This window comes from Sulfitobacter noctilucae (genome assembly GCF_000622365.1).
GTDB classification, from domain to species: Bacteria; Pseudomonadota; Alphaproteobacteria; order Rhodobacterales; family Rhodobacteraceae; genus Sulfitobacter; species Sulfitobacter noctilucae.
Map to the genome: position 1 here is coordinate 418,573 of NZ_JASC01000013.1, position 26,286 is coordinate 444,858.

Here is a 26,286-nt window from a genome sequence, read left to right on the forward strand (position 1 = left end):
CAGCCGCTTTCCCAAAGGCGAGATGCAGGGTATAGCGATGCCATGACAAATTATCTCTATCAGAATGATCTGCCCGACGACCTTGATCTGGGTCCTGAAGTTGCCATTGATTGCGAGACGATGGGCCTGCATCCACACCGCGACCGTCTATGTGTTGTGCAGCTTTCGGGCGGTGATGGGAACGCGCATCTTGTGCAGATCGCCAAAGGCCAGACAGAGGCACCGAACCTGTGCCGCTTGATCGAAAACCCCGATGTGCTCAAGCTGTTTCACTTTGGCCGTTTTGACATTGCCGCGATGCTGAACACTTTTGGCTCTACTACTGCACCCGTCTATTGCACCAAGATCGCGAGCCGTCTGATCCGCACCTATACGGACCGGCACGGATTGGCGAAGCTGCTTCAAGAATTGCTTAGCATCGACATCTCTAAACAGCAGCAATCCAGTGATTGGGGCGCTGCCAAACTGACGCAGGCGCAGATCGACTATGCCGCGTCTGACGTGCTCTACCTCCATCAATTGCGCGACAAGCTGAACGAGATGTTGCAGCGTGAAGGACGGATGGAGATCGCGCAGGCCTGTTTCGATTTCCTGCCCATGCGCGCACGTCTTGATCTGGAAGGCTGGCCGGAAACAGATATCTTTGCCCACGCATGAGCACGCCATACCTTGATACCGCCGCACGGGTGATCCGCGCCGAAGCGGACGCGCTTCATGTCTTGGCGAACGCGCTTGATGATCGGTTCCGTGCCGCCATCGACCTGATGCGCAATACCAAAGGGCGCGTGATCGTATCGGGCATCGGCAAATCCGGCCATATCGCCAATAAAATTGCGGCGACATTGGCCAGCACGGGCACACCTGCCCAATTTGTACATCCGGCAGAGGCAAGTCACGGTGATCTGGGCATGATTACTACCGATGATGTGGTCCTCGCAATTTCCAATTCCGGCGAAGCGCCGGAGTTGGGCAACCTGATCGCCTATTCCCGCCGCTACGATATTCCGCTGATCGGGCTGACCAGCCGTGCGGCAAGCACGTTGGGTCGTCAGTCCGATGTAGTGCTGTTGCTGCCAAAGGTTGCCGAAGCTTGCGGCACCGGGGTCGTGCCCACCACTTCCACCACGATGACCCTTGCCATGGGCGATGCCTTGGCCGTGGCGCTGATGGAAAACCGCGCCTTTACCGCAGAGCATTTTCGCAACTTCCATCCGGGTGGTAAACTTGGTGCACAGCTGAGTCTTGTGCGTGACCTGATGCATACCGGCGAAGCGATGCCATTGGTCACCGAGGATACCGAGATGTCGAAAGTGCTGACCGAGATCGGCAGCAAAGGGTTTGGCGTTGCAGGTGTTACGGACAAGACAGGCAAACTAGCCGGGATCATCACCACCGGCGATCTGGGGCGTCATATGGAAGGGCTTTTCACGATGAAGGCCGCCGACGTGATGACGAAAAACCCCGTGACCATCGCGCCCGATGCCCTTGCAGAAAAGGCCGTTGGCGTGATGAACGCCCGCAAGATCACATGCCTATTGGTGATCGACCCAGCAGCGCCGGACCATCCTGCCGGATTACTGCACATTCATGACTGCCTGCGCGTCGGTCTGGGGTAACCCATGCAAACAGACCGCTATACCCAGCTGGTCGGTTGGCTCAAAGTGGTTCTGCCGCTTCTGGCATTGGGGCTTCTATCGACGCTTTTTCTGATCAGCCGCGCGATTGACCCTGAAACCGCGATTCCCTTTGCCGACAAGGAAATACAGGAGCGGCTGCGTGATCAGCAGGTGACGGGCCCGATCTATTACGCCGTGACGGCCGATGGCGATCAGATTTCGTTTGCTGCCGACAAGCTGACCACGCCCGAAGGTATGACCGGAAGCAATGCGGCTGAATCTGTCGAAGTGACGATGGACCTGATCGGCGGCACGCAAGTCACGCTGAATGCTCTGCACGGGAACTTCAACATCGAGCAAGACAACGCCGATCTGCAAGGCGATGTCGTCATCCGGACCTCGACCGGTTACCGACTTGAAAGCGAACGGATGATTACCCAGATGTCTTCACTGGATGTTACGTCGCCGGGACGGGTGCAGGGCGATGGCCCCGTCGGCACATTGGACGCCGGCGCAATGACGCTGAGCGCAGGCAAACAGGGCGCACCCGCCCAATTGGTTTTCACAAAAGGTGTGAAGCTGGTATATGTCCCGAATATCGAGGAAGAATGACCCTGTGAAAACTCTACGCACCCTTCTTATACCCCTGTTTCTCGGATGTGCCGCCGCCCCTGTTGCGGCGCAAGGCACCAACGTTGCTTTTGGCACGTTACGACAGGACACTACCCTGCCGGTTGAAGTGACCGCCGATAACCTTTCGGTCGATCAAGACACCGGAGTGGCAATTTTCACCGGGAATGTGCTGATCGGTCAGGGTGAGATGCGGCTGTCTGCGCCCCGCGTGCTGGTTGTCTATCGGGAGGAAAACAAGGGCATTGAACGGATGGAGGCGACCGGCGGTGTGACTCTGGTTTCCGGGCCGGATGCAGCCGAATCGGATCGGGCGGATTACACCATTGGTGACGGGGTGATCGTGATGACGGGCAATGTGCTGCTGGACCAAGGACCGAATGCGCTAAGCTCAGACCGCATGACCGTGCAGCTGGAAGACGGTACCGCACAGATGGCGGGACGGGTCAAGACCATCATCCAGACCGGCGATGACAACTAATGACGACACCTGAGTTAAGCATAGCAGGAGGCAGTGCCGGTTTGCGCATTGACCATTTGCGCAAATCCTACCGCAAAAAGACAGTGATCCGCGATTTCTCCATGCATCTGGATCGCGGAGAGGTTGTCGCTCTTTTGGGTCCGAACGGGTCGGGTAAGACCACAACATTCTATGCGGTTGCCGGGCTCGTCACCCCCGAAGGCGGATCCGTGACAGTGGACGGCAAGGATGTGACCTTGCTACCCATGTACCGCCGGGCGCAGCTTGGCATCGGCTATCTGCCGCAGGAAATGAGCATTTTTCGCGGATTGAGCGTTCAGGACAATATCTCGGCCATTCTTGATATTTCCGTACCGATCAGACACCAGCGGCGCGAGCGGCTGGAAGAGCTGCTGTCGGAGTTTTCGATCGAACACCTCCGCCGTGCGCCGGCCCTGGCGCTGTCAGGCGGCGAACGTCGCAGGGTCGAGATTGCACGCTGTTTGGCTGCAAACCCGAACTACCTGCTGCTCGATGAACCCTTTGCAGGGGTCGATCCAATCTCCGTCGGTGACATTCGGCATCTGGTTGCCGATCTGAAGAATCGCGGTATCGGCGTGTTGATCACCGACCATAATGTCCGCGAAACACTAGATATTGTCGATCGCGCCTACATCCTGCACGAAGGCAAGGTATTGATGTCTGGCACACCCGAAGAGGTGGTGCAAAACGAAAACGTGCGCCGTGTCTATCTGGGCGATAATTTTCGCATTTCTTAATATCTGGCAAAGAGCTGCCAGATTTATTTGGCTGTACAGGATGTGCGGACCATTGACTTGCAACGGCTTTTCGCGCCTCATTGTGGCATGGCAACACCGAGTTCCCGTTTGATCCTGCACAGGCCTTATCGCCAAGGCACGGACCTGAACAATCTGAACACGGGGCCACTTACCCGCATCTGATACCGCATTGCTCCCGAATGAATAGGGGGCGGGCGATATGAGATGACACGTACAAGGAGACGATATGCGGTACCAAATCAGCGGCAAACAAATCGACATCGGCGAGGCGCTCCAAACTCATGTAGAGCATGAATTAGGCGCAGCCGTGCAAAAATATGCGGAGCGGCCCACGGACGCTTTGGTCATTTTCTCGAAGTCCGGCCATGAGTTTGTCTGTGAAGCGACCGTTCATCTTTCGACCGGTTTGACCGCCGCCGCCAAGGCCCATAGCACCGAAATTTATGGTGCATTTGATGCCTGTAACGAAAAGATGGAAAAGCAACTGCGCCGCTACAAGCGACGGTTGAAAGATCATCATAAAGACCGTGCAGAACCTGTTGAAATGCTCGGCGCTTCCTCATATATCCTCGCCTCAGATGGCGGAACAGACGAAGTGGAACCCGACAGCCTGCAGCCCATGATCATCGCAGAGATGCAGACCAAGATTGCGACCTTGTCTGTTGGTGAAGCGGTGATGCAAATGGAATTGGCAGGTGCTCCGGTTCTGGTGTTCCGCAAAGAGGGAAAAGAAGGTTTGAATGTCGTGTACCGTCGTGATGATGGTAATATTGGCTGGATCGACCCATAGGACATATCTGCGAGGGTGACCTCGCACAAAAAGCAAAGCAGGCTGGATGCAATTTTCTAAGCTCCTCACACCGGAGGCCGTTAAGGTTTTGACCTCCGCCTCCAGTAAGAAGCGGTTGATGCAAGACATCGCTGATTTGGTGCAGACGGCCTATGGCTTGGATGCGGACGACGTGGTCGATGCGCTTAATACCCGAGAGGCGCTTGGCCCGACGGGTGTCGGCCACGGCGTTGCTTTGCCTCATGCGCGGATCGAAGGCATCAGCCACGTTGTTGGTGCCTTCGTGCTTCTGGACAAGCCGATTGATTTCTCGTCCGTTGACCGCCAGCCCGTCGATCTTGCGTTCGCGCTCTTCGCACCAGACGATGCCGGAGTGGAGCATTTGAAAGCGCTGGCGCTTGTATCGCGCACCCTGCGGAACGCGTCGATTTGCAACAAGTTGCGTGCAAATCTGAACGCGTCAACGCTTTATACGATCCTGACCGAAGACACGGCAGAGCAAGCCGCGTAAGGGCTTACCGCCAGCGACCGAATCCAAAGGTAACGTAGTCGCGCTGGTACGCGGAAGCGGCAAGCTGCTCTATCTCGTCGTCATAGATATCGCTTAAGGCGAAGGGTTGGTCATCCGGCGCGTCGGGCACAGCTGGCACATCTGTTTTACCAACAATTTGGGCCAACTCCGGTAACTCATGCGGCAGGTCGGCTTCGCGGATGATGCGATCAGGCAGACTAATTTCGCCAAATCCCATGATTGCCTGCGCCTGCGTGCACCACGCCGGGTCAACGCGGATTGCCGTCTGACCGGACAGGTTCCCCTTGAGAAACATCAGGAACGCCGCGAATGCCGTGCGATGCGCCGACACATCATAAGTATGATCCGGTCCGTTTTCAGGCAGCGGCATCTTATAGCGCCGGATCATCGTTTTGCGCAGCTGCACATAGCTGCCTTTGTCCACCGGCAGGATATGGCGACAAAACGCATCATGGGCACGCTGAACCGGGTGGCGCAGAACCGTAAAGCTGCGATGACCCACATGCTTGCGCTTCCACTGACGCAGGTCTTTTTGCGTCATCTTGGTCAGCAAATCAGAGCGCGTGCCACCATCCAGATCAGCCAACCAGCGCATAACCTGCGCCTGCGGCCCGCTGCGTAGTGGCAAATACAGCAAAGCAGATGTGGGTGCCGCCACATAAGAAGGTACGTTTGGTCCGCGACGTGGTTCAAAATTTGGCGTTCGCGTCAGATCAAAACGGTCCAGCTGCGCCAAGGATTTTAGCATTTCGTCATAATTGCTGACTTTGGCTGAGACCGGACTGGGGTTTTGTTTTTTCAGGCTCTTGTCCAGCCCGTCCAGTTGTTCATCAACACCCAGATATTTCGCCAGACCGTTCATCACCTCAACGCTTTGCAGGTCTTCATAGGCCACGTAGAAAGCCGTCTGCCCACTAGTCTGCAGCCGGTTCATCAACTCAATCTGGAATGCTTGCAACGCCTCCAGATGCGCGGCGAATTCGCGGGGATCGAATTTAGCCTGCGCCACTTTGTGCGCTTTTACATCGGTCAGTTTCCATTGACCGGTCTCTTGCGCGATTTTCCAACTGACATAGCTTTCGACCGGATTGCGCGTCAAAATTACCTTCGCACAGGTGACATCGTCCATAATAGGGTCGAAAACCCGCGGATCGTGATCATGGAAATAGCGAAACCCGGTAAGCCGCGCGGTGTTGTTCCGGATCGCCGTCAACAGCACCTTAGGATCTGCATCGCGTGTTTTCAGATCAACACCAAGAATCGGGTCACTTTTCGGGTAGCCCATGAAATGCGGATTGAAAGCCTCGCCCGTGCAATTGATCCCTTCGAACGCGTTCAGGTTCGCCTCAAGAAAGTTCGAGCCGGTGCGCATCTCAGCAAAAACAACAAAGCTCTGGAATTTCGTGCTTTTCATCTATTGCACCAGATAAGGTTTGCGCTGTGCTTTAGGGGCATTTTCAACACCACGTTCAACCGGGAAATCACCCATCAGATAGGGATGCATGCCTTGGTTCTTGAGGTTCTGCAGGAACTGACCAAAACCAGACAGATCAACCATTTTGGGCGCTTCGGACAGGCGACGCAGCTTGGTACGCCCAATCTCGTCCAGGATACCTTGCAGCGGCTCCATCGGCGCTTCGATAAACTCGGCCATCGTCCAGATACGCACCCGCGCTTTGGTATAGGGTGAGCGCAGGATATCCATATGTTCGCTTTCGACCTTTTGCAGGTTAGCAGCAATCGCCCTGATCTCGGCGAAATCCAGATTTGACCGGAAGAGCGGCACAGCCCAAGCCCCCGTAATCACCGAAACCTGCGCATTAGGGTCTTTTGCGACACGCCAGCATACATCCTGATTGTCCGCCGGGCCAAACTGGAAGCATTGCCGTTCACCACGTGTGTTCCAAATCAAATTGGTCAGAAACCCCTTACCGTTGTAATCCCGCAGGATCGGACTGTCAGACAGCGCACCGTTGATCGCCGTATGACCATCTGCGTAATGCACACGGTCTTTCGCAAAGATATGACCATGCACCCGCGCACCGGTAGCCGATGCCAGCCAAGGCTCGAAATTCTCGAACAGTTCTGCAAAGCCCTGGAACATGGAATAGGGTGCCGCCGTAACGCCATTCTCCCAATCTTCGTTTGGAAAGCGGCTTTGCATATACAAACCCGACCGGCCCCGCGTCCGACGTTCGACCGCCTTTGAGAAGATACGGTCGATTTTGCCCGGATTAGGCTCTGTTTTCTTCATCGCGCCCGCGGCATCGGTCAAAAACGCCTCGTACAGCCGATCTGCATAGGGCCAGATTTTGCGTGCGACAAAACAATCGGACCGCCGTAGCAATTGCAGGTGGTCGTCGTAGAAAATATGCGGCTTGCCCTGAAAGTCGAACTTGGACAGGGTCAGTGACCGGCTTTCAATCTTGCTGGAGTACTGCCGCGCAAGGGTCTGGAAGTAGGACTCATCGGGAATCCAGACATGGCGGAAGAAACGATCATAGGTCCGTCGCTCCGGATCTTGCAAGATTGCCGAAAGGGTCCGGCGCGAGAGGCACCACCATTGCGACCCCATATGCGGGGTGATCCCGTTTGGCATCTTGCGCTTCATGCCAAAGCGGCGCTGAATGTTCACGAAGAAATCAAAGAGGTAGCGATTACGCTTCCAGGAAACAGGGAAACGCAGGGTAAACCGCTCCGCATCCAGCCCACCCACGGTCCAGGGCACTTCGGAAGTGGTGGCGCTTTCAATGAAATCTGTGTGGGGGCGGTCTTCGAGATAATCCAACAGCTCTTGCACCGGACGCAGCGGCAAACAGGAACCGGAGGCCAAATAAACGTGTCTAATCTTGGGGTATTTGGCCAACATCAGTTCTGATGCGGTTTGGGTTGCCTGCACGATCCCCCAAGTGCCCCACTCACAGCGGAACCTGTTGCTGAAAATTACGTCTGGCAGATCACTCAGCGCGAGGACAAAGGTTTCGTAGGTTTTGCGCGATACCTGGCTGTCGACGTGAATGACAACGGGACAGCCTGCTGCAGACCAATGGCGTGCCACCTGCTCTGCCCGGCCCAGAGCAGTATGGACCAACATGACGATCCCGACGGTCATGCCCAGTTTCCTTTGGACATGAGCCCCAGAATCTCAAGCTGTCGCCAGTTGATGTACCGCTCTGACCACTTGCACCATAGCTGCGGATCGTCTTTCAAACGCTCTGCATAGGCTTTGTATTCAACCGAACCCGCGTAGTGCTGATTGCGCTCTAGCTCCTCGGAAGCTTTGGTGCCAAAGGTATCCAGGAATTTTGCATGCAGCAGCACACCTGATGCTTTTTCGCCGCCCCATTCGTCATAGACCTGATTCAAGCCCCGCGGCAGCAGCATATGGGTGGAGCTGACATAGGCATAACGCCTGTCCCATTTGACCAAGGGCACTTTGTTCAGCGCCGGCGCCTTTTCCGGCGCATCAGCAAAGAACACACGGCTGCGCGGCCCACCTTGGATCCAAAGATTGGTAAACCGATGGTTGCGCGAGATCGTGTAGTTGCCGCTGTCAAACCAACAAGCAATGTCGATCGGGTTCTGGCCTGCCTGATAGGGCTGATCATCCAACCGGCCCTTGGGATACATATCCAAAAGCATCGCGGAAAAGGATTTGATCGAAGACGCATCAAGCCAGTCGGTCAAGGCACGCAGCGGCCTTGTATCGCAGAACGGAAACACCAAAAACTCATCCGGATCAACCGTTAGCGCCCAATGGCCGTGGGCATATTTCATTTGCAGCCAGTTCAGCCAATCCACACCGAAACGCGCACGTTTATAGCTCGACCGTGTGCTCCAAACCGAAACATCAGGTTGGTCGGCCAGATACGCGAGGGAGCCATCGTCGCTATCATTGTCCACAAAAAAGAAATGACCGATGCCCATGCGGCGGTAGTATTCCAGAAAATATGGCAAGCGGATTTTCTCATTGCGCTGGGTACAGAACAGCAAAAGGTCGTCCGAACGGATCTGTCCCGTTCGGTTCGCCACCCGCTTGAGTTCACGTCGCTTACGGAAAGCCCGTATGCGCCAACGCTTCCGTTGGAGCCTCAGCCCATATGACCGAAAAATGCCCAAACACCACCTTCTACCCTAGGGATTACACCGCTCATTATGTGCACTAACAACTTAACCTTAACACGGTCTTGAAGTGAGTAGACCAATCAGGTGCAACGAATTTCTGCTTTTCGTCGATGTTCGGCGGCGTATTTTCCCAGCACTTAATAGTGTTTAGCCAAGTTTCCTTATCAAAAACAGGGGAAAAAGTGCCGTATTCCCTGAGAATCTCGTGCAACACCCGTAAATCGTTGCACAAAACACGCGTTCCCAACATCAGCGCTTCAACAGGAGGCAAACCAAAGCCTTCTGCGTGGCTGGGGAAAAGCAAGCCCGCACTGCCCTTGATAAGCGCATTCAACGCCGGATCTGTTAACCCGGATATCTCTTGAACGGGGCCATCCGGCGGTAAGGCGTCGAGGCGGGCAAAAACTGTTTCGTTGTTCCAGCCGCGGCTGCCACAGATCAGAAGCGGCGGTGCATCTGCCCCCATTTCATCCCATAAATCTAGCAGGAATGCGTGGTTCTTGCGCGGTTCGATTGTACCGACTGTTACGAAATAGGGCCGGTTCGGCAGCAACCCTTCAGGCAAGGCAGAGACATCCGCGACAGGATCGATTGTTCCCAGATGCGCAACAATTGACGGCGGCATCGGCCCCTGCGCCTGTAGCACCGCCTGGGTGCGAACGCGGGTGTCTTCGGAGTTGTAAATGATCCGGTCTGCATAACGCCGTACCCGATCAAGCTTGTCGGCAAACGGCTTCACGGTACCGGGTCTTTGGTACTCAGGAAACTCCAGCGGAATGACATCATGGATCAGGACCTCAACCCGGCCTCCCGCGGCCTTGGTGCTGCGCATCACCCGCTGGGTAAGGTTGCTGTGCCCGACATTGTAGTAGGTAAAACCAGAACCCAGATTTGCCGCCAACATGCGACGCAAACCAATTGGCAAAGACCGGGCGAGGCTCGTTTGCCGTATCTCCGTTTCGGCCTGAGTTAGAGCCTTGTTTCTCCCTCGAGAGACTTTCGAAAGGCGGTCCGGCACCGGCCATTCGCGCAACCCCATGAGCGCGCCACGAAACCCGCGCAGACCGGTCTTGTCCAAAAGAACGTAACCCAGTGACGTGCGCATCAGCCCGTAGGCCGGAACCTCATCTGCAATGAAGTGATCAAGATAGGCCCGTTCAACCCGATCCACCCCCGTCGCCATACGACCAGCGCGGCGCAGGCTGCGGGTCAGGTCAAGAAGGCGGGGAGGTGTCATTTAATCCTCGTAATGGCCTGACTGATGCCATCTCCAAGCATCGGTGATCATTTGCTTCATGGTCGACCGCTGCGGGTTCCAACCAAGCTCTTTGACCGCGCGTTGTGACCCAGACACAAGCTTGGTGCAGTCACCCGCACGGCGCGGACCTTCGGTATAGGGGACGGCACGGTTGGTCACCGCGTGGCTTTGCTCCAACACCTCGAGAACAGAAAAACCATCACCCGTGCCCAGATTGAACACCCGACTGTCCTTGCCGTCCTGCAGCCATTTCAGACCCAATATATGGGCATCGACCAGATCGCAGACGTGAACATAGTCTCTGATACAGGTGCCGTCAGGTGTATCATAATCGGTGCCAAAGATTGCAAGCGCCTCGCGCTTGCCGTCCAACGCATCCAGCATCAGCGGCACGAGATGTGTTTCGGGGCGGTGAAACTCGCCCACTTCGCCTTCAGGATCGGCACCGGCAACATTGAAGTAGCGAAAGATCACATGCCGTAATCCATGCGCGACCTCGAAATCGCGCAGCATATCCTCGATCGCGCGCTTCGAAGCTCCGTAGGCGTTGATGGGCTGTTGTGGACTGTTCTCATCCAACACCACGTTGTCTTGGTCGCCATAAGTCGCACAGGTCGATGAGAAGACGAAATTCATGCAGCCTGATGCGACAGCCGCTTCAATCAAGTTCAGCGATCCTGCGACGTTATTGCGCCAATACAGACCCGGATCCTGCATGCACTCACCCACAAGGCTCAGCGCTGCAAAATGCACCACGGCGACGGGTTCATATTGGGCAAAAACAGTCTCTAGTCGGGCTCTATCAAGCAGATCCCCCTTTTCAAAGGGTCCGAACTTGACCGCATCCCGCCACCCCGTGACGAGGCTGTCATAGGTAACGGGCGTATACCCGGCCGCGCGCAGGGCTTTACAGGCGTGTGACCCGATATACCCCGCACCGCCTGTGACCAGAACATTACTCATCGCTTACCCCGGTGTGCGCTGGCGGCACATTAACCCGCATCATCCAGCATCAGGCCTTGCAGGTAGGTCTTCAAATCGTCCCGAAGCTCTTCCCGCGCCAAACCAAATGAGACGGTTGCCTGCAAAAACCCCGATTTAGAGCCGCAATCAAACCGCTGACCACGGAAACGGTAGCCATAGACGTTGTCTTCTTTCTCGATGTCCTGCGCAATAGCATCGGTCAACTGGATCTCGCCGCCCGAACCGGACTTCATCTTGTTCAGGTTCTGCAGAACGCTGGGCGACAGGATATAGCGCCCGATCACCGCAAGGTTTGATGGCGCATCTTCCATCTTGGGTTTTTCAACCATACCCTTGATCCGGGCCAACTGACCATTCTGTTCAGAAATATCGAGCATACCGTAGGCCGAGGCACGCTCAGGCGCGACCTCCATCGCGGCGACCATATTGCCACCGGTTTCGGCATAAGCCTCGACCATCTGCTGCAAGCATGGTTTCTCGGCGGCGATCACATCGTCAGGCAGGATCACGGCGAATGGCTCATTGCCAATCAATCTCCGCGCGCACCATACCGCGTGACCCAAGCCCAGCGCCTTGTGCTGGCGGATATAGGCAATGGCACCGCTGTCCATGTTCGTGCTTTTGAGAATATTCAAAAGCTCTTTTTTACCCTTCTTGCGCAGCTCTTGTTCCAATTGCGGCGCGAGGTCAAAGTAATCCTCAAGCGCGCCTTTGCCCCGCGACGTGACAAATATGAACTCTTTGATTCCTGCTGCACGGGCCTCATCAATCGCATATTGGATCAAAGGGCGATCCACGAGCGTCATGATTTCCTTGGGTACTGACTTGGTCGCAGGCAAAAATCGCGTGCCCATGCCGGCCACCGGAAAAATCGCTTTGGTTACTTTTTTGCGCATCTGTTGTCTCAATCCTGCCTGTTACATGCGTTAGCCGCACGTTCTTACTTATGTCTTATCCCACATCGTCAATGTTAGTCTTTAATAAAACCGCGCTGTCTGGCAACGCGCCTTCGTTCCTTTTCAACGCGCCGTGACCTTGTTGTCATACGTAACAAACGCCCCGACCTGTCTGACCGACCAAACAGGCCACCGCGCTGGATCCATAGGCCATCCTGGGTAAAACTTACCTGATGATACATACCCGTGAAGGAAAGCGATAGCAGGGTGAGAATTGCACCGTTTTTCACCCTTTCGCGTGCCGCCTCGCGATCCGCTTTGAACTTCCAGGGACGAGACGTGATAAGTTCGGAATTGCGCGGCCTGTACGGGAATGGTTTGAAACCTTCCGCCGGATGCTGCGCCAGCCGCGAAACCGGCATCGGGCGCAGCTGTCCTTCTGCATATCCGGCATCTAAACGCCCTAACAAATATCGCACGGAATGCGGCTCTAACCCGCCTGAAACCATATGTTTCAGTAGACGTATCCGCTCCGACGCACGCAACCGTTTCCAGTGGTGCACCCGCTCTGCGTCGATAACATGTTTGCGCTGGAACACAGCCCAACTGGCCCCGATATCATAGAGATCACGGGGCACCCTGTTTTCCCCCCGCATGCGGTTGGCAGCGAAACCGTGATGGACCTCTGCCAAGGGGACAAGTGCAGTAGCATAGCCCGCGCGCGCCAACCGGACGTTCAGATCGGTTTCGTCGAGATAATAGTGGAACGCAGGATCAAAGCCGCCCAGCTCTATAAGAACAGACCGGCGAAATGCCATGTTTGTCCCTTCCGTCTTAATCGCACGCCCTTTCGGCGGGTGCAGGACCGTGGCGCGGTTTGCATCCAGGTCTAAAGGATGACTGTCACCAAACCGGTCAATACTGCGCGCCTTCCACTGATAGGAGATCCCGTTGCGCCCACGAACATATCCCCCCATCGCAGCAACATCGCTTTGAAGGGCCGGAGCCGTGAGGTAGCGTAACCACGTCGGTTCCGGCACGGCGTCATCGTCAATAAAGGCAATAATATCACCGGCGGCCTGAACAATTCCCAGATTCCGCGCTGCGGAAATGTTTGGCAGATTGAACAGCACCAGTTTGAGGTCCGCCGAGAACGGCAAGGTTTTCGCCGCCGCGATCCCGTCAGGATCCGCGACGATGATAATTTCGAAATCAGGGTATTGAAGCTGAGACAGGCCAAAAAGACAGCGTTTCAGCGCATCGGCCCGTCCGCGGCTGACAACGACAACGCTGACCGTAAGATTCGTCATTCAATGCCCATTTGCCCCATCATAGTCTCTATTTTCGGCACATCTTCCGGGTTGTTCATTTCCCAGAACGCGCGGCCCCGCGCCTGGACCTCGACACAAAGAACAGAACGACCATTCTCCATGAACCGCAACTGCTCAAGCCCCTCCAACTGCTCCAACGGGCCGGTGGGCCATTCAGGATAGGCCGCGAGCGCATCCGGACGGTAGGCATAAACACCCACATGATGGAAAACCGGGGTCATATCAGTGTCTGCATAATGCTTTGACGTAAAGGGCACCACTTCCTTGGAGAAGTACATCGCATGCTGGTTCACATCGAAAACTGCGGTCGTTCCGCCCACGCGGCCCGCTTTGCGATCGGCCAGCAGCCCGTTCAACGCCTCACCGTCACACCGCAAGACAGGGGTCGCGATCTGCGCCTCGGGCGCTGAGATTAGACCCTGTACAAGGCTTTCAACGAACCAATGAGGTGTAAGGGGCGCGTCACCTTGCAGGTTCACGACGACGTCAAAACCACCACCCAGAATCGCATGTGCCTCGGCACAGCGTTCCGTGCCATTGGCGCAGGACGTAGAGGTCATCACAACCTCCGCGCCGAATGCCTCGGCAGCGTGTTTGATCCGGTCATCATCGGTTGCAACGACCACGCGGTCCACGCCTGTAACATCGCTTGCGGCCATCCAGGACCGTTCGATCAAACTGCGGCTTTGCCCGGTGGCACCCTTCAACTCGGCTAGAGGTTTGCCCGGATAGCGGGTCGAGGCGAAGCGCGCCGGTATGACGATCAGAACTGACATCAGGCAGGCTTCAGCGCGACAGAGGGCGCATAGGCAATGAAGAAGGGATTGGCGAAATCAGCTTTGCCATAGGCAAGTGGCGTATGATTATCAAAGCGCACCACTTCACCGCCAGCACCGCGCAGAACCGCGTGCCCCGCTGCGGTATCCCATTCCATCGTGCGGCCCAGTCGTGGATAAATATCTGCCTCGCCTGTGGCAATCAGGCAAAACTTGAGCGACGAACCGGCGCTTTTCATATCCTCTACCTGATATTTGGCGATGTAATCATCGGTTGCCTGATCCCGGTGCGATTTGGAGGCGACGACCATCAAAGCGGAATTATCCGCATCAGAGACTGTTATCGTCTTCGTTTCGCCCATCTTCTCCTTATCAAGCGCACCGGTTTCCTCGACCGAAGTGCCATCGGCGAGAGTGAAGAACATACGCCCCTTGGCGGGCGCATAGACGATACCGCGCGTTGGTTGGCCGCGCTCGACCAAAGCGATGTTCACCGTGAAGTCGCCACGCCGGTGGATAAATTCCTTGGTTCCATCGAGCGGGTCGACGATTAGAAAAGTATCGCCTTTCGCCTCATGGGTCGCGGATTGCTCTTCGGTGACCAGCATCACATCCGGAAAAGCCGCACGCAAACCGGCGCTGATGATCGCATCTGCTGCTTCATCTGCGGCGGTCACCGGGCTGTCGTCGGACTTGGATTTCACGTCAAAATCATCGCGGCCATAGACCTCCATGATCTTGTCACCGGCCTCCAATGATAGCCTGCGCATCACACTCATCAGTTTTTCATAGTCCATACGCCGCAATCCTTCGTCTTTCATTGATCCGTCAGTTTGGCATCCTTATGCTGCCCAGATAACGGAACAGCAAGAATTCCGTGCAAAGGTCAGGTTTGTCAAAGGGCAGCACGCGATGTTTCAATCTTCACGAAAGCCAAAAGGCGGCATAGCGTCTGCTCTCTCGATTGCTGAGCTTGTCTATCATTCTGTCGTGCGCAGCGTGCGCAAGCAGCATAACAATGCGCTGGTCGCTTTGGCGATGAACATCATGCAGACCGTGCTGTTTCTGGGCGCTTTCTATCTGATGTTTTCGATCCTCGGAATGCGCGGTGCTGCCGTGCGCGGGGATTTCGTGATCTATCTGATGACTGGCATCTTTCTGTACCTGTCTCATATCAAGGCGCTCGGCGCGGTTATGGGTGCGGATGGCCCGGCCAGCCCGATGATGCAGCACGCGCCGATGAACACCATCATCGCCATTCTCTCTTCCGCAATGGGTGCGCTCTATATCCAAGTGCTATCGCTTGTCATCGTCCTGTTCACCTACCACGTCGCCTGGACCCCGGTCGAGATTGAGCAACCTGCTCAAGCCTTTGGCATGGTGTTGCTTGCATGGTTCACCGGCTGCGCTTTGGGTCTGCTGCTGCTGGCGTTGAAGCCGTGGTTCCCCTCCATCGTGTCCTTGCTAGCGATGGTGTATCAACGGGCCAATATGATTGCCTCGGGCAAGATGTTCGTGGCGAACACGCTGCCGGGGTATATGCTGGCCATGTTCGACTGGAACCCGCTGTTCCACATTATTGACCAGGCGCGTGGTTTTGCTTTCATCAACTACAATCCGCGCTATTCAAACTGGGAATACGCATTCTGGGTCGGTGTTGTCTTTATTGTGCTAGGGCTGATGGGCGAATTCTACACACGCCGCCATGCCTCACTCAGCTGGAATGCACGGCGCTAAGCACGATCACTTCACAACACGCAATGTCAGATTGATCCGTCCGCCCTTGGGCAGCAGCGTAGATGTGTCAGGCTTGATCCGATCCACTCCGTGATAGGTCAGACGCGCCGCGCCGCCCATCACGACGACGTCGCCTGACTGCAGCCAGATTGACTCGGTCTTGCCGCCGCGGGTGATATTGCCGATGCGAAACAACGCATCATCGCCCAGCGATACTGACACAACCGGCCAGTTGAAATCGGCTTCGTCGCGGTCTTGATGCAGTCCCATCCGGGCATCAGGCGCATAGTAATTGACCAGACAACACTCCGGCTTGCGAGCAAGACCGGTCGCACGGTCCCAGATCTCAAGCACCTCCTCCGGTATCGCGGGCCACGGGCGCCCGTTCGGATGCGCTTTGACATACCGATAGCCCTTTTTGTCAGCGTACCATCCATAGATCCCGGCCGCTGTCATCCGAACCGACATGGGTTTACCATAGGGGGTATCTGGCCGAAACAGCGGTGCCTTTCGCACCACATCGCGTACCGTATCTGCCAATTTTTCCTGCGCGGTCCGGTCCAGAAACTCCTTGTAAATATCAAAGCCTCGCAGTGTCAAAGCCATACTTAACCCCTCCAATCACGCGCAATATAGAAAAATCCATGCAGATTCTCCGATTCATCCCCGTTCCAGTGGTTGCGAGGGCGATACCCCCCCACTATATACCCTCCGAACCGCTGAACGCACACCGCGTTTGGTGATACCGGATCGGGGCAAAGGTGCCGGAATGGGCCTTATGTCTCGTGTCATCGCCTTGATTAAAATGAGGGATCAAAAATGTCTAAAGTAATCGGAATTGACCTTGGTACGACCAACAGCTGTATCGCCATCATGGACGGTAGCCAGCCCCGCGTGATCGAAAACGCCGAGGGCGCACGCACAACACCTTCTATCGTCGCCTTCACGGAAGACGAGCGTCTGGTAGGCCAGCCCGCAAAGCGGCAGGCCGTGACCAACCCTGACAACACAATTTTCGGCGTTAAGCGCCTGATCGGCCGCCGCAACGACGATGCGGATCTGGCAAAAGATAAAAAGAACCTGCCCTTCAACGTGATTGATGGCGGCAACGGCGATGCTTGGGTCGAAGCCCGTGGAGACAAATACTCCCCATCGCAGATTTCTGCCTTCATTCTAGGTAAGATGAAAGAAACCGCCGAGAGCTATCTTGGCGAGGAAGTCACGCAAGCGGTTATTACCGTTCCTGCCTACTTCAACGACGCACAGCGTCAGGCCACCAAAGACGCGGGCAAGATTGCCGGCCTCGAAGTGCTCCGTATCATCAACGAGCCGACAGCCGCCGCGCTGGCCTATGGACTGGACAAAGAGAACACGCAAACCATCGCGGTCTATGACCTTGGTGGTGGTACATTCGACGTGACCATTCTTGAGATCGACGATGGCTTGTTCGAAGTGAAATCGACAAACGGTGACACCTTCCTTGGTGGTGAAGACTTTGACATGCGCATCGTCAACTACCTTGCGGAAGAGTTCAAAAAGACCAACGGCGTTGATCTGACCAAAGACAAGATGGCGCTGCAGCGTCTGAAAGAAGCTGCGGAAAAGGCCAAGATCGAACTGTCCTCTTCATCCCAGACGGAGATCAACCAGCCGTTCATCTCGATGGGCAAGGACGGTTCGCCGCTGCATATGGTCATGAAACTGACCCGTGCCAAGCTGGAGAGCCTGGTTGGCGATCTGATCAAGGCTTCCATGAAGCCATGTAAAGACGCGCTGAAAGACGCCGGTCTATCTGCCTCTGACATCGACGAAATCGTTCTGGTCGGTGGTATGACCCGGATGCCGAAAGTCGTGGAAGAAGTGACAAAGTTCTTCGGCAAAGAGCCGCACAAGGGCGTGAACCCTGATGAAGTTGTTGCCTTGGGTGCCGCCATTCAGGCCGGTGTTCTGCAAGGCGACGTCAAAGACGTGGTTCTGCTGGATGTAACACCGCTGTCGCTTGGCATCGAGACGCTTGGTGGTGTCTTCACCCGTCTGATCGACCGCAACACCACGATCCCGACGAAGAAGTCTCAGGTCTTCTCGACCGCCGAAGACAACCAGAACGCTGTGACGATCCGGGTTTTCCAGGGCGAGCGTGAGATGGCTGCCGACAACAAGATCCTCGGCGCCTTTAACCTCGAGAACATCCCTCCTGCCCCACGTGGCATGCCGCAGATCGAAGTGACCTTCGACATCGATGCCAACGGCATCGTGTCGGTTGGGGCTTTGGACAAAGGCACCATGAAAGAGCAGAAGATCACGATCCAGGCTTCGGGCGGCTTGTCGGATGCGGACATCGACCAGATGGTCAAGGACGCGGAAGAAAACGCCGAGGCGGATAAGGAACGTCGCGAGTTGGTGGATGCCAAGAACCAGGCGGAAAGCCTGATCCACTCGACCGAGAAGTCTGTGGAAGAGCATTCTGACAAGGTCGACCCAACCACCGTGGAAGCCATCGAACTGGCAATTGCTGCCTTGAAAGACGATCTGGAAACAGAAGACGCTGGCAAGATCAAAGCCGGCATCCAGAACGTCACCGAAGCCGCGATGAAGCTGGGTGAGGCGATTTACAAGGCCTCTGCCGAAGCGGGCGATGATGACATGGCTGCTGCCGCTGACGAAGCGGGCGGACCAGTAGACGATGACATCGTCGATGCCGAGTTCGAAGACCTCGACGACGACAAGCGCGCATCGTAAGTCGCCATCAGGAACCAATGACAGGGCCGGTCCGATCCAGACGGGCCGGCCCTTTACGTTCCAGCGAAAGGATATGATCCATCATGGCTAAACGTGACTATTACGAGGTGCTTGGCGTCGCAAAGGGCGCGTCGGCAGACGAAATCAAAAAGGGCTATCGCACCAAAGCCAAAGAGCTGCACCCGGACCGGAACGCAGACAACCCCCAGGCGGAATCGCAGTTCAAAGAGGCCAACGAGGCTTATGAAGTGTTGAAGGACGCTGAGAAAAAAGCTGCCTATGACCGCTATGGCCATGCGGCATTCGAGGGTGGCATGGGCGGCGGCGGTGGTCGCAGACCGGGTGGCCCCGGGCAAGGTGATTTCTCATCCGCCTTCTCGGACGTCTTCGACGATCTGTTCGGTGACTTCATGGGCCAGCGCGGCGGGCAGGGCGGCGGCCGTCGTGCTGCGCGCGGGGCAGACCTGCGCTATAACTTGCGCGTCACTCTGGAAGAGGCCTACGCAGGGCTGCAGAAGTCGATCAACGTACCGACGTCCGTGCAATGCGACAGCTGTTCCGGCTCCGGTGCCGAGGGTGGTGCAGAACCCACAACCTGCCCCACTTGCTCCGGCATGGGGAAAGTGCGGGCGCAGCAAGGGTTCTTTACGGTTGAACGCACCTGTCCGACCTGTTCGGGCATGGGCCAGATCGTCAAGAACCCCTGCAAGACCTGTCATGGCGCGGGCCGCATAGAAAAAGAGCGCTCTTTGAGCGTGAACATACCAGCGGGTGTTGAAACCGGTACGCGTATTCGCCTGTCTGGCGAAGGCGAGGCCGGGATGCGCGGCGGACCTTCGGGTGATCTGTATATCTTTATCGAAGTGACCGAACACGACCTGTTTGATCGCGAAGGGCCGAACCTTTTCTGTCGCGTTCCGGTGTCGATGAGCACAGCTGCCCTTGGCGGTAACATCGAAGTGCCGACGATTGATGGTGGGCGGGGTCGCGTACAGATCCCGGCAGGCAGCCAATCCGGTCGCCAGATGCGGCTGCGTGGCAAGGGAATGCCACCGCTACGGGGCGGCGGCGTGGGTGACATGATCATCGAGCTTGCCGTGGAAACGCCGGTCAAGCTGACGTCACGCCAGAAGGAATTGCTGAAAGAGTTCGAAGATCTGTCGTCCGAGAACAATCCGGAAAGCAGCAGCTTTTTCTCCAGCGTGAAGTCCTTTTGGGATTCGATGAAAGGCTAGGGCGCGCCAAAGAGCGTTTTTCTTCAAGACTCCGACACAATTAACCGAATCCTAACCATGCCCGCAGCATTCTGCGGGCATGTCTCATTTTGCCGAACACCCTTCGCCCTATTTGCTGGATGAAGCCCCTGAGGCTCTTGTAGCCTCCCCTAACGCGGGACAGCCCTCTTACATCAAGGATCACCGTCAACGTCTGCGCTCCCGATTCCGGCAGGGTGGTGCAGAACCGATGCCAGATTACGAACTCCTCGAATTGCTTCTGTTCCGCGCCATTCCCCGGCGGGACGTCAAGCCGCTCGCCCGTGCCCTTTTGGACAGGTTCGGCGATTTCAATCGCGTAATTTCCGCTTCTGATACGCGGCTCAAAGACATCGATGGAGTCGGTGAGGCTGTTGTAACCGAACTCAAGATCGTCGAAGCGGCCGCGCAACGGTTGGCCCGTGCCAAAGTGATGCAACGCCATGTCGTGTCGAGTTGGGATGCGCTGCTGGACTATTGCCACACCACGATGGCACATCGCGAAACCGAAGAATTCCGCGTGCTGTATCTTGATCGAAAAAACGTTCTGATCGCGGATGAGGCGCAGGGCAAAGGCACCGTGGATCATGTGCCGGTCTATCCCCGCGAGGTGGCCAAACGGGCGCTGGAACTGAATGCCTCCGCTATGATCCTTGTGCATAATCATCCGTCGGGCGACCCGACGCCATCCGGCGCTGATATAGATATGACAAATCAAATCGCTGCGGCATGCGGTGCTTTGGGTTTAACCCTGCATGACCATCTGATCATCGGCAAATCTGCTGAACTCAGCTTTCGCGCTGAAGGATACCTTTAGCGCACCCAAACCTCGACGCGACGGTTCGCCTGTCTGCCCCAAGCGGTATCATCACAGGCCATCGGCATCGCCTCGCCAAAGGCATCCACGCCAAGGGTCAGACGATCCGGATTGGCCGTTACCGCTGCCGCTGTGACAGCGCGCAAAACCGCTTCCGCACGGCGCAGGGCGATCTCCCGGTTTGGTTTGGGCGCGCCTTCGCCATCGCTGAACCCGACAAACAGCAATTGCCGCGCATCGTATCGTCCCTGTTCCAACGCGCGGGCAAGCTGTTGCACATTGGACCGCGATTGGGCGTCGAGGCGAATTGACCCGGTTTCAAAGCGAAAGGTTGTCGTCAGCCGCGCCATCGGGGTGAGTGTCGCGGTCATACGTTGCAGTTCTTGAAGCGGTATTTCCGGACCGGCAACGGTGATTGCATTGGCAAACCGGTTACCCTGCTGCTCGATCGCGATTTCCTCTGGCGCCTGATCCACAAAACCAGCTCGGCGGATCACATTCTGTGCGCCTGCCCCCCGGGTAAAGGCCAGAAATTCCCGCGCGACTTGCGGCAATCGGCGTGCAGGAAAGTAAAGAAACATCGGTGCGGTCAGCGGATAATCCTCTGTCTTGATGGTCCGCCGTGCGGCATCCAGCGAAAAGCCGCAGCTTCCCCCAAGTGTCAGCACGCGCGTCGTGCGCCGCTCTGCATAGCTGGTGAGCCCGAGGGCCAGAATGTCTTTATTGACGGCGTCAGCGATCTGTTCCGGCAGATTATGCTGGATCGTATTCTCCGAAAGACGCATGTTTTCCGGTGACATCACCCGGTCTTCGATCACTTGCGCCAGACCGCTGCCTGCCATCGGCACATGCAGTTCAATCGGCGCGTCAGGGCCGCCCAGTGCCTGCCAGTTCGTGATCTGACCGGCAAAAACCTGCGCCAGTGTCAGTGGCGCGATATTCTTGATCGGATTGCCGGCCGCGACAACAGGCACCAGCGCATCCAGCGCCAGAACACGGCTTCGGTTCGGGCCAGTCAGGTCGCCCATGCCCGCATCGCGCGCCAATTTACGTTCTTCTGGCCTGATCTCGCGTAGAGCCATCACAATGTCAGCCTCATTCGCCAAAAGGTCGGCAAAGCCCTCGTCCGTATTGCTGGCATGAAAGCCAAAACGGGCGGCTAGTTTGCCCGTATCACGCCGCGTCAACAGAAGGGCAAAGCGCGTCGCATCGATTTGTTCTCGTTCCATCACATAGCCGTTGCGCTGCGCGTAGGCTTCGACCAGCGCAGGCATCAACACAGCACCCATCGTGGCAGAACCGGACATCTCAACCTCGGCCACAAACTCCGTCAGATTGGGACAGCCTGGTCCGATACAGGATACGCCGGATCCGTCGACCGTGAGTTCACCGAATTCCGTGGCGACACGATAGAATTCACCGTCAAATCCCAACAAGGTTCCGCTCAGTTCAACCTTGCCATCCCTTGATGTGAGGGTGACATCCTGCGCGGCGGCACAGGTGACGGAAAAAAGAAAAAGTGCGGCGAAAACCGCCGCACGTTTCAGACTGATCATGTGACCTCTGGCGTAGACTATTTGCCAGCGACTTTCAGGTCTTGGAGCAAATTATTCAACACAAGAAAATCACCTTCTGCTTCGCATTCCGGAACAGAGAGCGTGAGGTTCTGCGTTTTAATCTGTCCCTTGCTGCCAATTTCGAGCGATTGCGCCTCGATCTCTAGGCCACAGTTCGCCTGAGTCACGGCCGCTTCGACACTCAGCGCAATGTTACCTGCGCGGTCGTTGTACGCCTTAGGAAAACTGTAGACTTCGGCCAGCAACGGTTCTGGCGCGCTGGTATCGCCATGCAGTGTCAGCACGCCACTGGCACCCGAAACAGCATCTGCAATGCTTCCCGGCGCATCGCTCCAGATATGTCCTTTGCTACCGTAGTTGGCACCGAATTCGCGCGCGTGAATCTGAAAACCGGTGTTGCCCTTCCACTGAAGAACGGCGCGGTCATAGTCAGCAAGCTCTTCGACGGTGGTCTGCGCAACGGCACCTTCGCCATTCGAGAACGCAAGGATATACACCGCGTCGATAGACAGCGCCGGTACTTTGATTTCAAGCGCGCCAGCGTCGGACGTGGTTTCGGTAAAGATCATGCCGTTGTGGTGCACTGTCACGCGTTCGTTCGGAAGACAGGACGCGTTCAGTGTCAAGTCGACCATCGCGCCGGCAATGGGACGGGCGGAAGCAGATACTTCGCATGCGGGTGCGACAGTTGCTTCTGGCGAAACAGGCTCGGGCAGGACACTGCTTGGGGCCGCCACAGTCACGACCTCGTCGACAGGGTCGGGCAAGGCGATGCCGGTATCGAACTCGGCTGAAGTCAGTGTAATTTCTTGGACATCCAACAGACTGTCCGTGGTGCTTGAGGCAGTCAGAATGGAGCCCTCGGCCGCATTGATCTGTGCGGACGTTTCACCATAGCGCTCCTGCGCCGTGTCAGAGCTTTGCATGAAAAAACCGATACCAGCAGCACAAGCCAATGCGCCCACTCCGGTTAGAATCTCTTTCGTGCGTACCATCTTGGTCCCCTTCGAACGGATGTTTCCAAGATCGTGATGCCGCAACATCAGGGCCGGGATATGACAGCCGTTAGGGGAATTTAAGGCAAAAGCTGGGCGACGTCAGGAGAGCCGCCCATGGCAATGCTTGAACTTCTTTCCCGAACCGCACGGACAAGGATCGTTCCGACCCGGAGTACCCCAAGTGGTCGGATCGTCTTCATCAAACCCTTCTGCCACAGCTGTGGGGGAGGGTGCTGGCGGCGTATCTTCGCGTTCTCCGGCTGCCTGCATTGCGGCTTGCTGTGCGCGCATCTCTTCGATCATCGCAGCGCGCTCTTCTTCCGACATCGGCTGCACCTGACCCAATTTCTGGGTCACATCCTGACGCAGGCTGTCCAACATCTGTTCAAACAGCTGGAAGGATTCATTCTTGTATTCGTTCAGCGGATCACGCTGGGCATAGCCACGGAAGCCGACAACCGACCGCAGGTGCTCTAGCGTCATCAAATGCTCGCGCCATTTCCCGTCAATCGCCTGAAGCAGCAGTTGCTTCTCGATGTTGCGCATGTTGTCGGGGCCAAAGGCTTCGGCTTTGTCAGCCATCATCTTGTCCATCGCCTCGACCATCCGCTCGCGGATTACTTCATCGTCGACGCCTTCTTCCTCGCACCAATCAACAATGGGGAGGTTGATGTTCAACTGCTCTATCACGGCGTCGTTAAAGCCTTTGGTATCCCATTGATCCGCGTAGGTCTTCGGCGGCATATAGGTGTCGATCAGATCGTCAATCACTTGATGGCGCATGTCCGTTGTGATCTCGGACAAGTCCTGGCTTTCCATGATATCCCGGCGCTGGCCAAAGATCACTTTGCGCTGCTCGTTCATCACGTCGTCAAATTTCAGCAATTGCTTGCGGGTGTCAAAGTTGCGTCCTTCGACTTTGGCCTGCGCACGCTCCAACGACTTGTTCACCCAAGGGTGCACAATCGCTTCGCCTTCTTTCAATCCGAGCGTTGTCAGCACTTTCTCCAGCCGTTCGGAGCCGAAGATACGCATCAGGTCGTCTTCCAATGATAGGAAGAAAGACGTGCGACCCGGATCGCCCTGACGGCCCGAACGGCCCCGCAACTGGTTGTCGATGCGGCGGCTTTCGTGACGTTCCGACGCTAACACATAGAGACCACCGGCCTCCAGCACCTTTTTCTTCTCGTCCGCATGTTCTGCTTCGATTTTGGCGCGGATCGCTTCGGGATCTGCATCGGGGTCGGCGTCCAGCGCTTCAAGTACCTTCAGCTCGACATTGCCGCCCAGCTGAATATCGGTGCCGCGCCCGGCCATGTTCGTCGCGATTGTGACGGCACCGAATTTACCGGCATCGGCAATGATCTGGGCTTCCTGTTCATGCTGGCGGGCGTTCAGCACGTTGTGCTGGATGCCTGCGGCGGTCAGCATCTGGCTCAATTGCTCCGATTTTTCGATCGAGGTCGTACCGACAAGGCAGGGCTGGCCCTTTGCATTGGCCTCCTGCACCTTTTCGATCATCGCCTGATATTTCTCGCCCACGGTGCGGTACACCGCATCGTCTTCGTCCACGCGGGCAATAGGCACGTTCGTTGGGATTTCGACCACGCCAAGACCATATATCTCGGCGAATTCTTCGGCTTCGGTCAGGGCGGTGCCCGTCATTCCGGCCAGTTTGTCATACAGACGGAAGTAGTTCTGGAACGTCACGGATGCGAGCGTGACGTTTTCGGACATGATGTTTGTGCCCTCTTTCGCCTCGATCGCCTGATGCAGGCCGTCCGACAAACGACGCCCCTGCATCATACGGCCCGTGAATTCGTCGATCAGCATGACCTCGCCATCGCGGACGATGTAGTCCTTGTCCTTCTGGAACAGTGTATGCGCGCGCAAACCCTGATTGACGTGGTGCACAATGGTCGTGCTTTCCGGGTCGTAAAGTGATTGGCCTTCTTCCATCAGACCATTCTTGCGCAGTAGGTCCTCCAGAAACTCGTTGCCGTCATCCGTGAACGTCACGTTGCGGGTTTTCTCGTCCAGCTCGTAATGCTCTGGCGACAGTTCGGGGATCAGCTTGTTGATCGTCACATACATATCGGACCGGTCTTGCGCAGGACCGGAGATGATCAGCGGCGTTCGCGCTTCGTCGATGAGGATACTGTCAACCTCATCCACGATGGCGAAAAAGTGATGCCTTTGCAGAATCTCGTCCAGGTTCGACTTCATATTGTCGCGTAGGTAATCGAACCCGAGCTCGTTGTTGGTGGCATAGGTGATGTCGCAACGATAGGCATCGCGTTTGGCTTCGTTGCTCATCCCTGAAATGGCGGCACCCGTGGTCAGGCCAAGGGTGGCAAACACTTTGCCCATCCAGTCCGCGTCACGCTGCACCAGGTATTCGTTCACGGTCACGATGTGCACGCCCTTGCCGGGCAGCGCATTCAGATAGGCCGCCAAGGCCGCGGTCAGCGTTTTGCCTTCACCCGTCTTCTGTTCGGAGATATTGCCCTGATGCAGGAAAATGGCCGCCATCACCTGCGTATCAAACGCCCGCAAGCCCAGTGTACGTCGGGCCGCCTCGCGACAGTTGGCGAAAGCTTCGGGCAGAAGATCGTCAAGGCTTTCTCCGGCCATGGCGCGTTTGGCCAAGGTCTCCGTGCGGTCCTTGATTCCGGCGTCCGTCAGTTTTTCAAACTCAGGCTCCAGCGCATTGACCTTCTCCACCAATGGGCGCACGGCCTTGATCCGACGATCGTTTGGCGTGCCAAAGACCTTTTTGGCGATTGTTCCGAAACCCAGCATGTGTTCTCCAACAGGCGAAAAAACTATGCGCAGCGATGTGCTTGCCCAAGCCTGTGTCAGCCCATAGATAGATGGGGAACCCGGCCTGCATCTGCGCCCTTTAGGGCGATGTAAGGGCCGCACCATAGGCTGTCAATGTGGCAGCCTTCCTCAGGGCTTAACGAT

Annotated in this window: 24 protein-coding genes; 11 read left to right on the top strand and 13 right to left on the bottom strand. The window is 56.3% G+C overall.

What is annotated here, in order from left to right:
* Positions 1-42: 42 nt before the first annotated feature.
* From Z945_RS0108775 to Z945_RS0108805, 7 genes are all read left to right on the top strand, one after another.
* Positions 43-657, top strand: coding sequence for a ribonuclease D (locus Z945_RS0108775; RefSeq protein WP_025051731.1), 615 nt, complete (start codon positions 43-45; stop codon positions 655-657).
* Complete coding sequence (locus Z945_RS0108780; RefSeq protein ID WP_025051732.1) at positions 654-1,616, top strand: KpsF/GutQ family sugar-phosphate isomerase; 963 nt, start codon at positions 654-656, stop codon at positions 1,614-1,616. The genes Z945_RS0108775 and Z945_RS0108780 overlap by 4 nt, the downstream gene beginning before the upstream one ends.
* A gap of 3 nt (positions 1,617-1,619) precedes the next feature.
* Positions 1,620-2,228, top strand: a complete 609-nt coding sequence (lptC, locus tag Z945_RS0108785) for an LPS export ABC transporter periplasmic protein LptC (RefSeq protein ID WP_025051733.1) — start codon at positions 1,620-1,622, stop codon at positions 2,226-2,228.
* A gap of 4 nt (positions 2,229-2,232) precedes the next feature.
* Entirely contained in the window at positions 2,233-2,727 is a 495-nt protein-coding gene (gene lptA / locus Z945_RS0108790; protein ID WP_025051734.1) for a lipopolysaccharide transport periplasmic protein LptA, read from the top strand.
* Positions 2,727-3,485: an LPS export ABC transporter ATP-binding protein gene (lptB, locus tag Z945_RS0108795; RefSeq protein ID WP_025051735.1), complete on the top strand. Its 759-nt coding sequence runs from the start codon at positions 2,727-2,729 to the stop codon at positions 3,483-3,485. The genes lptA and lptB overlap by 1 nt, the downstream gene beginning before the upstream one ends.
* A gap of 247 nt (positions 3,486-3,732) precedes the next feature.
* Complete coding sequence (gene hpf, locus Z945_RS0108800; protein WP_025051736.1) at positions 3,733-4,296, top strand: ribosome hibernation-promoting factor, HPF/YfiA family; 564 nt, start codon at positions 3,733-3,735, stop codon at positions 4,294-4,296.
* 46 nt (positions 4,297-4,342) lie between these two features.
* Positions 4,343-4,807 (top strand): PTS sugar transporter subunit IIA, encoded by a 465-nt coding sequence (locus Z945_RS0108805; RefSeq protein WP_025051737.1) that lies wholly within the window; start codon positions 4,343-4,345, stop codon positions 4,805-4,807.
* 4 nt (positions 4,808-4,811) lie between these two features.
* On the opposite strand, the gene Z945_RS0108810 is transcribed toward Z945_RS0108805, so the two are convergent.
* From Z945_RS0108810 to cysQ, 9 genes are all read right to left on the bottom strand, one after another.
* A complete protein-coding gene (locus tag Z945_RS0108810; RefSeq protein WP_025051738.1) occupies positions 4,812-6,242 on the bottom strand; it encodes a nodulation protein NodH in 1,431 nt (476 codons plus the stop codon).
* Complete coding sequence (locus tag Z945_RS0108815; protein WP_025051739.1) at positions 6,243-7,940, bottom strand: DUF5927 domain-containing protein; 1,698 nt, start codon at positions 7,938-7,940, stop codon at positions 6,243-6,245.
* Positions 7,937-8,947: a glycosyltransferase family 2 protein gene (locus Z945_RS0108820; protein WP_037970820.1), complete on the bottom strand. Its 1,011-nt coding sequence runs from the start codon at positions 8,945-8,947 to the stop codon at positions 7,937-7,939. Before Z945_RS0108820 ends, Z945_RS0108815 begins: the two co-directional genes overlap by 4 nt.
* Before the next feature lie 43 nt (positions 8,948-8,990).
* Positions 8,991-10,031 carry a glycosyltransferase gene (locus Z945_RS0108825; RefSeq protein ID WP_161634085.1) on the bottom strand — a complete coding sequence of 347 codons (1,041 nt, stop codon included), beginning with the start codon at positions 10,029-10,031 and terminating at the stop codon, positions 8,991-8,993.
* A 159-nt stretch (positions 10,032-10,190) separates the two neighbouring features.
* Positions 10,191-11,174 carry a UDP-glucose 4-epimerase GalE gene (gene galE, locus Z945_RS0108830; protein WP_025051742.1) on the bottom strand — a complete coding sequence of 328 codons (984 nt, stop codon included), beginning with the start codon at positions 11,172-11,174 and terminating at the stop codon, positions 10,191-10,193.
* Between the two features lie 29 nt (positions 11,175-11,203).
* Positions 11,204-12,091 (bottom strand): UTP--glucose-1-phosphate uridylyltransferase GalU, encoded by an 888-nt coding sequence (gene galU, locus Z945_RS0108835; protein WP_025051743.1) that lies wholly within the window; start codon positions 12,089-12,091, stop codon positions 11,204-11,206.
* Between the two features lie 74 nt (positions 12,092-12,165).
* Entirely contained in the window at positions 12,166-13,401 is a 1,236-nt protein-coding gene (locus tag Z945_RS0108840; RefSeq protein WP_025051744.1) for a glycosyltransferase family 2 protein, read from the bottom strand.
* Positions 13,398-14,198 (bottom strand): 3-deoxy-manno-octulosonate cytidylyltransferase, encoded by an 801-nt coding sequence (locus Z945_RS0108845; RefSeq protein ID WP_025051745.1) that lies wholly within the window; start codon positions 14,196-14,198, stop codon positions 13,398-13,400. Before Z945_RS0108845 ends, Z945_RS0108840 begins: the two co-directional genes overlap by 4 nt.
* Positions 14,198-14,995, bottom strand: coding sequence for a 3'(2'),5'-bisphosphate nucleotidase CysQ (gene cysQ / locus Z945_RS0108850; protein ID WP_025051746.1), 798 nt, complete (start codon positions 14,993-14,995; stop codon positions 14,198-14,200). The genes Z945_RS0108845 and cysQ overlap by 1 nt, the downstream gene beginning before the upstream one ends.
* Positions 14,996-15,110: 115 nt before the next feature.
* Between cysQ and Z945_RS0108855 the strand changes: the two genes are divergently transcribed.
* On the top strand, positions 15,111-15,935 hold the full coding sequence (locus Z945_RS0108855) for an ABC transporter permease (protein WP_025051747.1): 825 nt from the start codon (positions 15,111-15,113) through the stop codon (positions 15,933-15,935).
* 6 nt (positions 15,936-15,941) lie between these two features.
* On the opposite strand, the gene Z945_RS0108860 is transcribed toward Z945_RS0108855, so the two are convergent.
* The gene (locus tag Z945_RS0108860) at positions 15,942-16,541 is read right to left on the bottom strand and encodes an alpha-ketoglutarate-dependent dioxygenase AlkB family protein (RefSeq protein WP_025051748.1); all 600 of its coding nucleotides are present in this window, start codon (positions 16,539-16,541) and stop codon (positions 15,942-15,944) included.
* Positions 16,542-16,754: 213 nt separating this feature from the next.
* On the opposite strand from Z945_RS0108860, the gene dnaK reads away from it, so the two are divergent.
* From dnaK to radC, 3 genes are all read left to right on the top strand, one after another.
* Positions 16,755-18,674 (top strand): molecular chaperone DnaK, encoded by a 1,920-nt coding sequence (dnaK, locus tag Z945_RS0108865; RefSeq protein WP_025051749.1) that lies wholly within the window; start codon positions 16,755-16,757, stop codon positions 18,672-18,674.
* An 83-nt stretch (positions 18,675-18,757) separates the two neighbouring features.
* Positions 18,758-19,909 carry a molecular chaperone DnaJ gene (dnaJ, locus tag Z945_RS0108870; protein ID WP_025051750.1) on the top strand — a complete coding sequence of 384 codons (1,152 nt, stop codon included), beginning with the start codon at positions 18,758-18,760 and terminating at the stop codon, positions 19,907-19,909.
* Between the two features lie 79 nt (positions 19,910-19,988).
* A complete protein-coding gene (gene radC / locus Z945_RS0108875; RefSeq protein WP_025051751.1) occupies positions 19,989-20,744 on the top strand; it encodes a RadC family protein in 756 nt (251 codons plus the stop codon).
* Here radC and Z945_RS0108880 read toward each other — a convergent pair.
* The 3 genes from Z945_RS0108880 to secA form a co-directional block, all read right to left on the bottom strand.
* Positions 20,741-22,300 carry a substrate-binding domain-containing protein gene (locus Z945_RS0108880; RefSeq protein ID WP_081780981.1) on the bottom strand — a complete coding sequence of 520 codons (1,560 nt, stop codon included), beginning with the start codon at positions 22,298-22,300 and terminating at the stop codon, positions 20,741-20,743. The two genes, radC and Z945_RS0108880, sit on opposite strands and share 4 nt — an antisense overlap.
* 17 nt (positions 22,301-22,317) lie before the next feature.
* Positions 22,318-23,316: a hypothetical protein gene (locus tag Z945_RS0108885; RefSeq protein ID WP_025051753.1), complete on the bottom strand. Its 999-nt coding sequence runs from the start codon at positions 23,314-23,316 to the stop codon at positions 22,318-22,320.
* A gap of 102 nt (positions 23,317-23,418) precedes the next feature.
* The gene (secA, locus tag Z945_RS0108890; RefSeq protein WP_025051754.1) at positions 23,419-26,121 is read right to left on the bottom strand and encodes a preprotein translocase subunit SecA; all 2,703 of its coding nucleotides are present in this window, start codon (positions 26,119-26,121) and stop codon (positions 23,419-23,421) included.
* Positions 26,122-26,286: the final 165 nt, after the last annotated feature.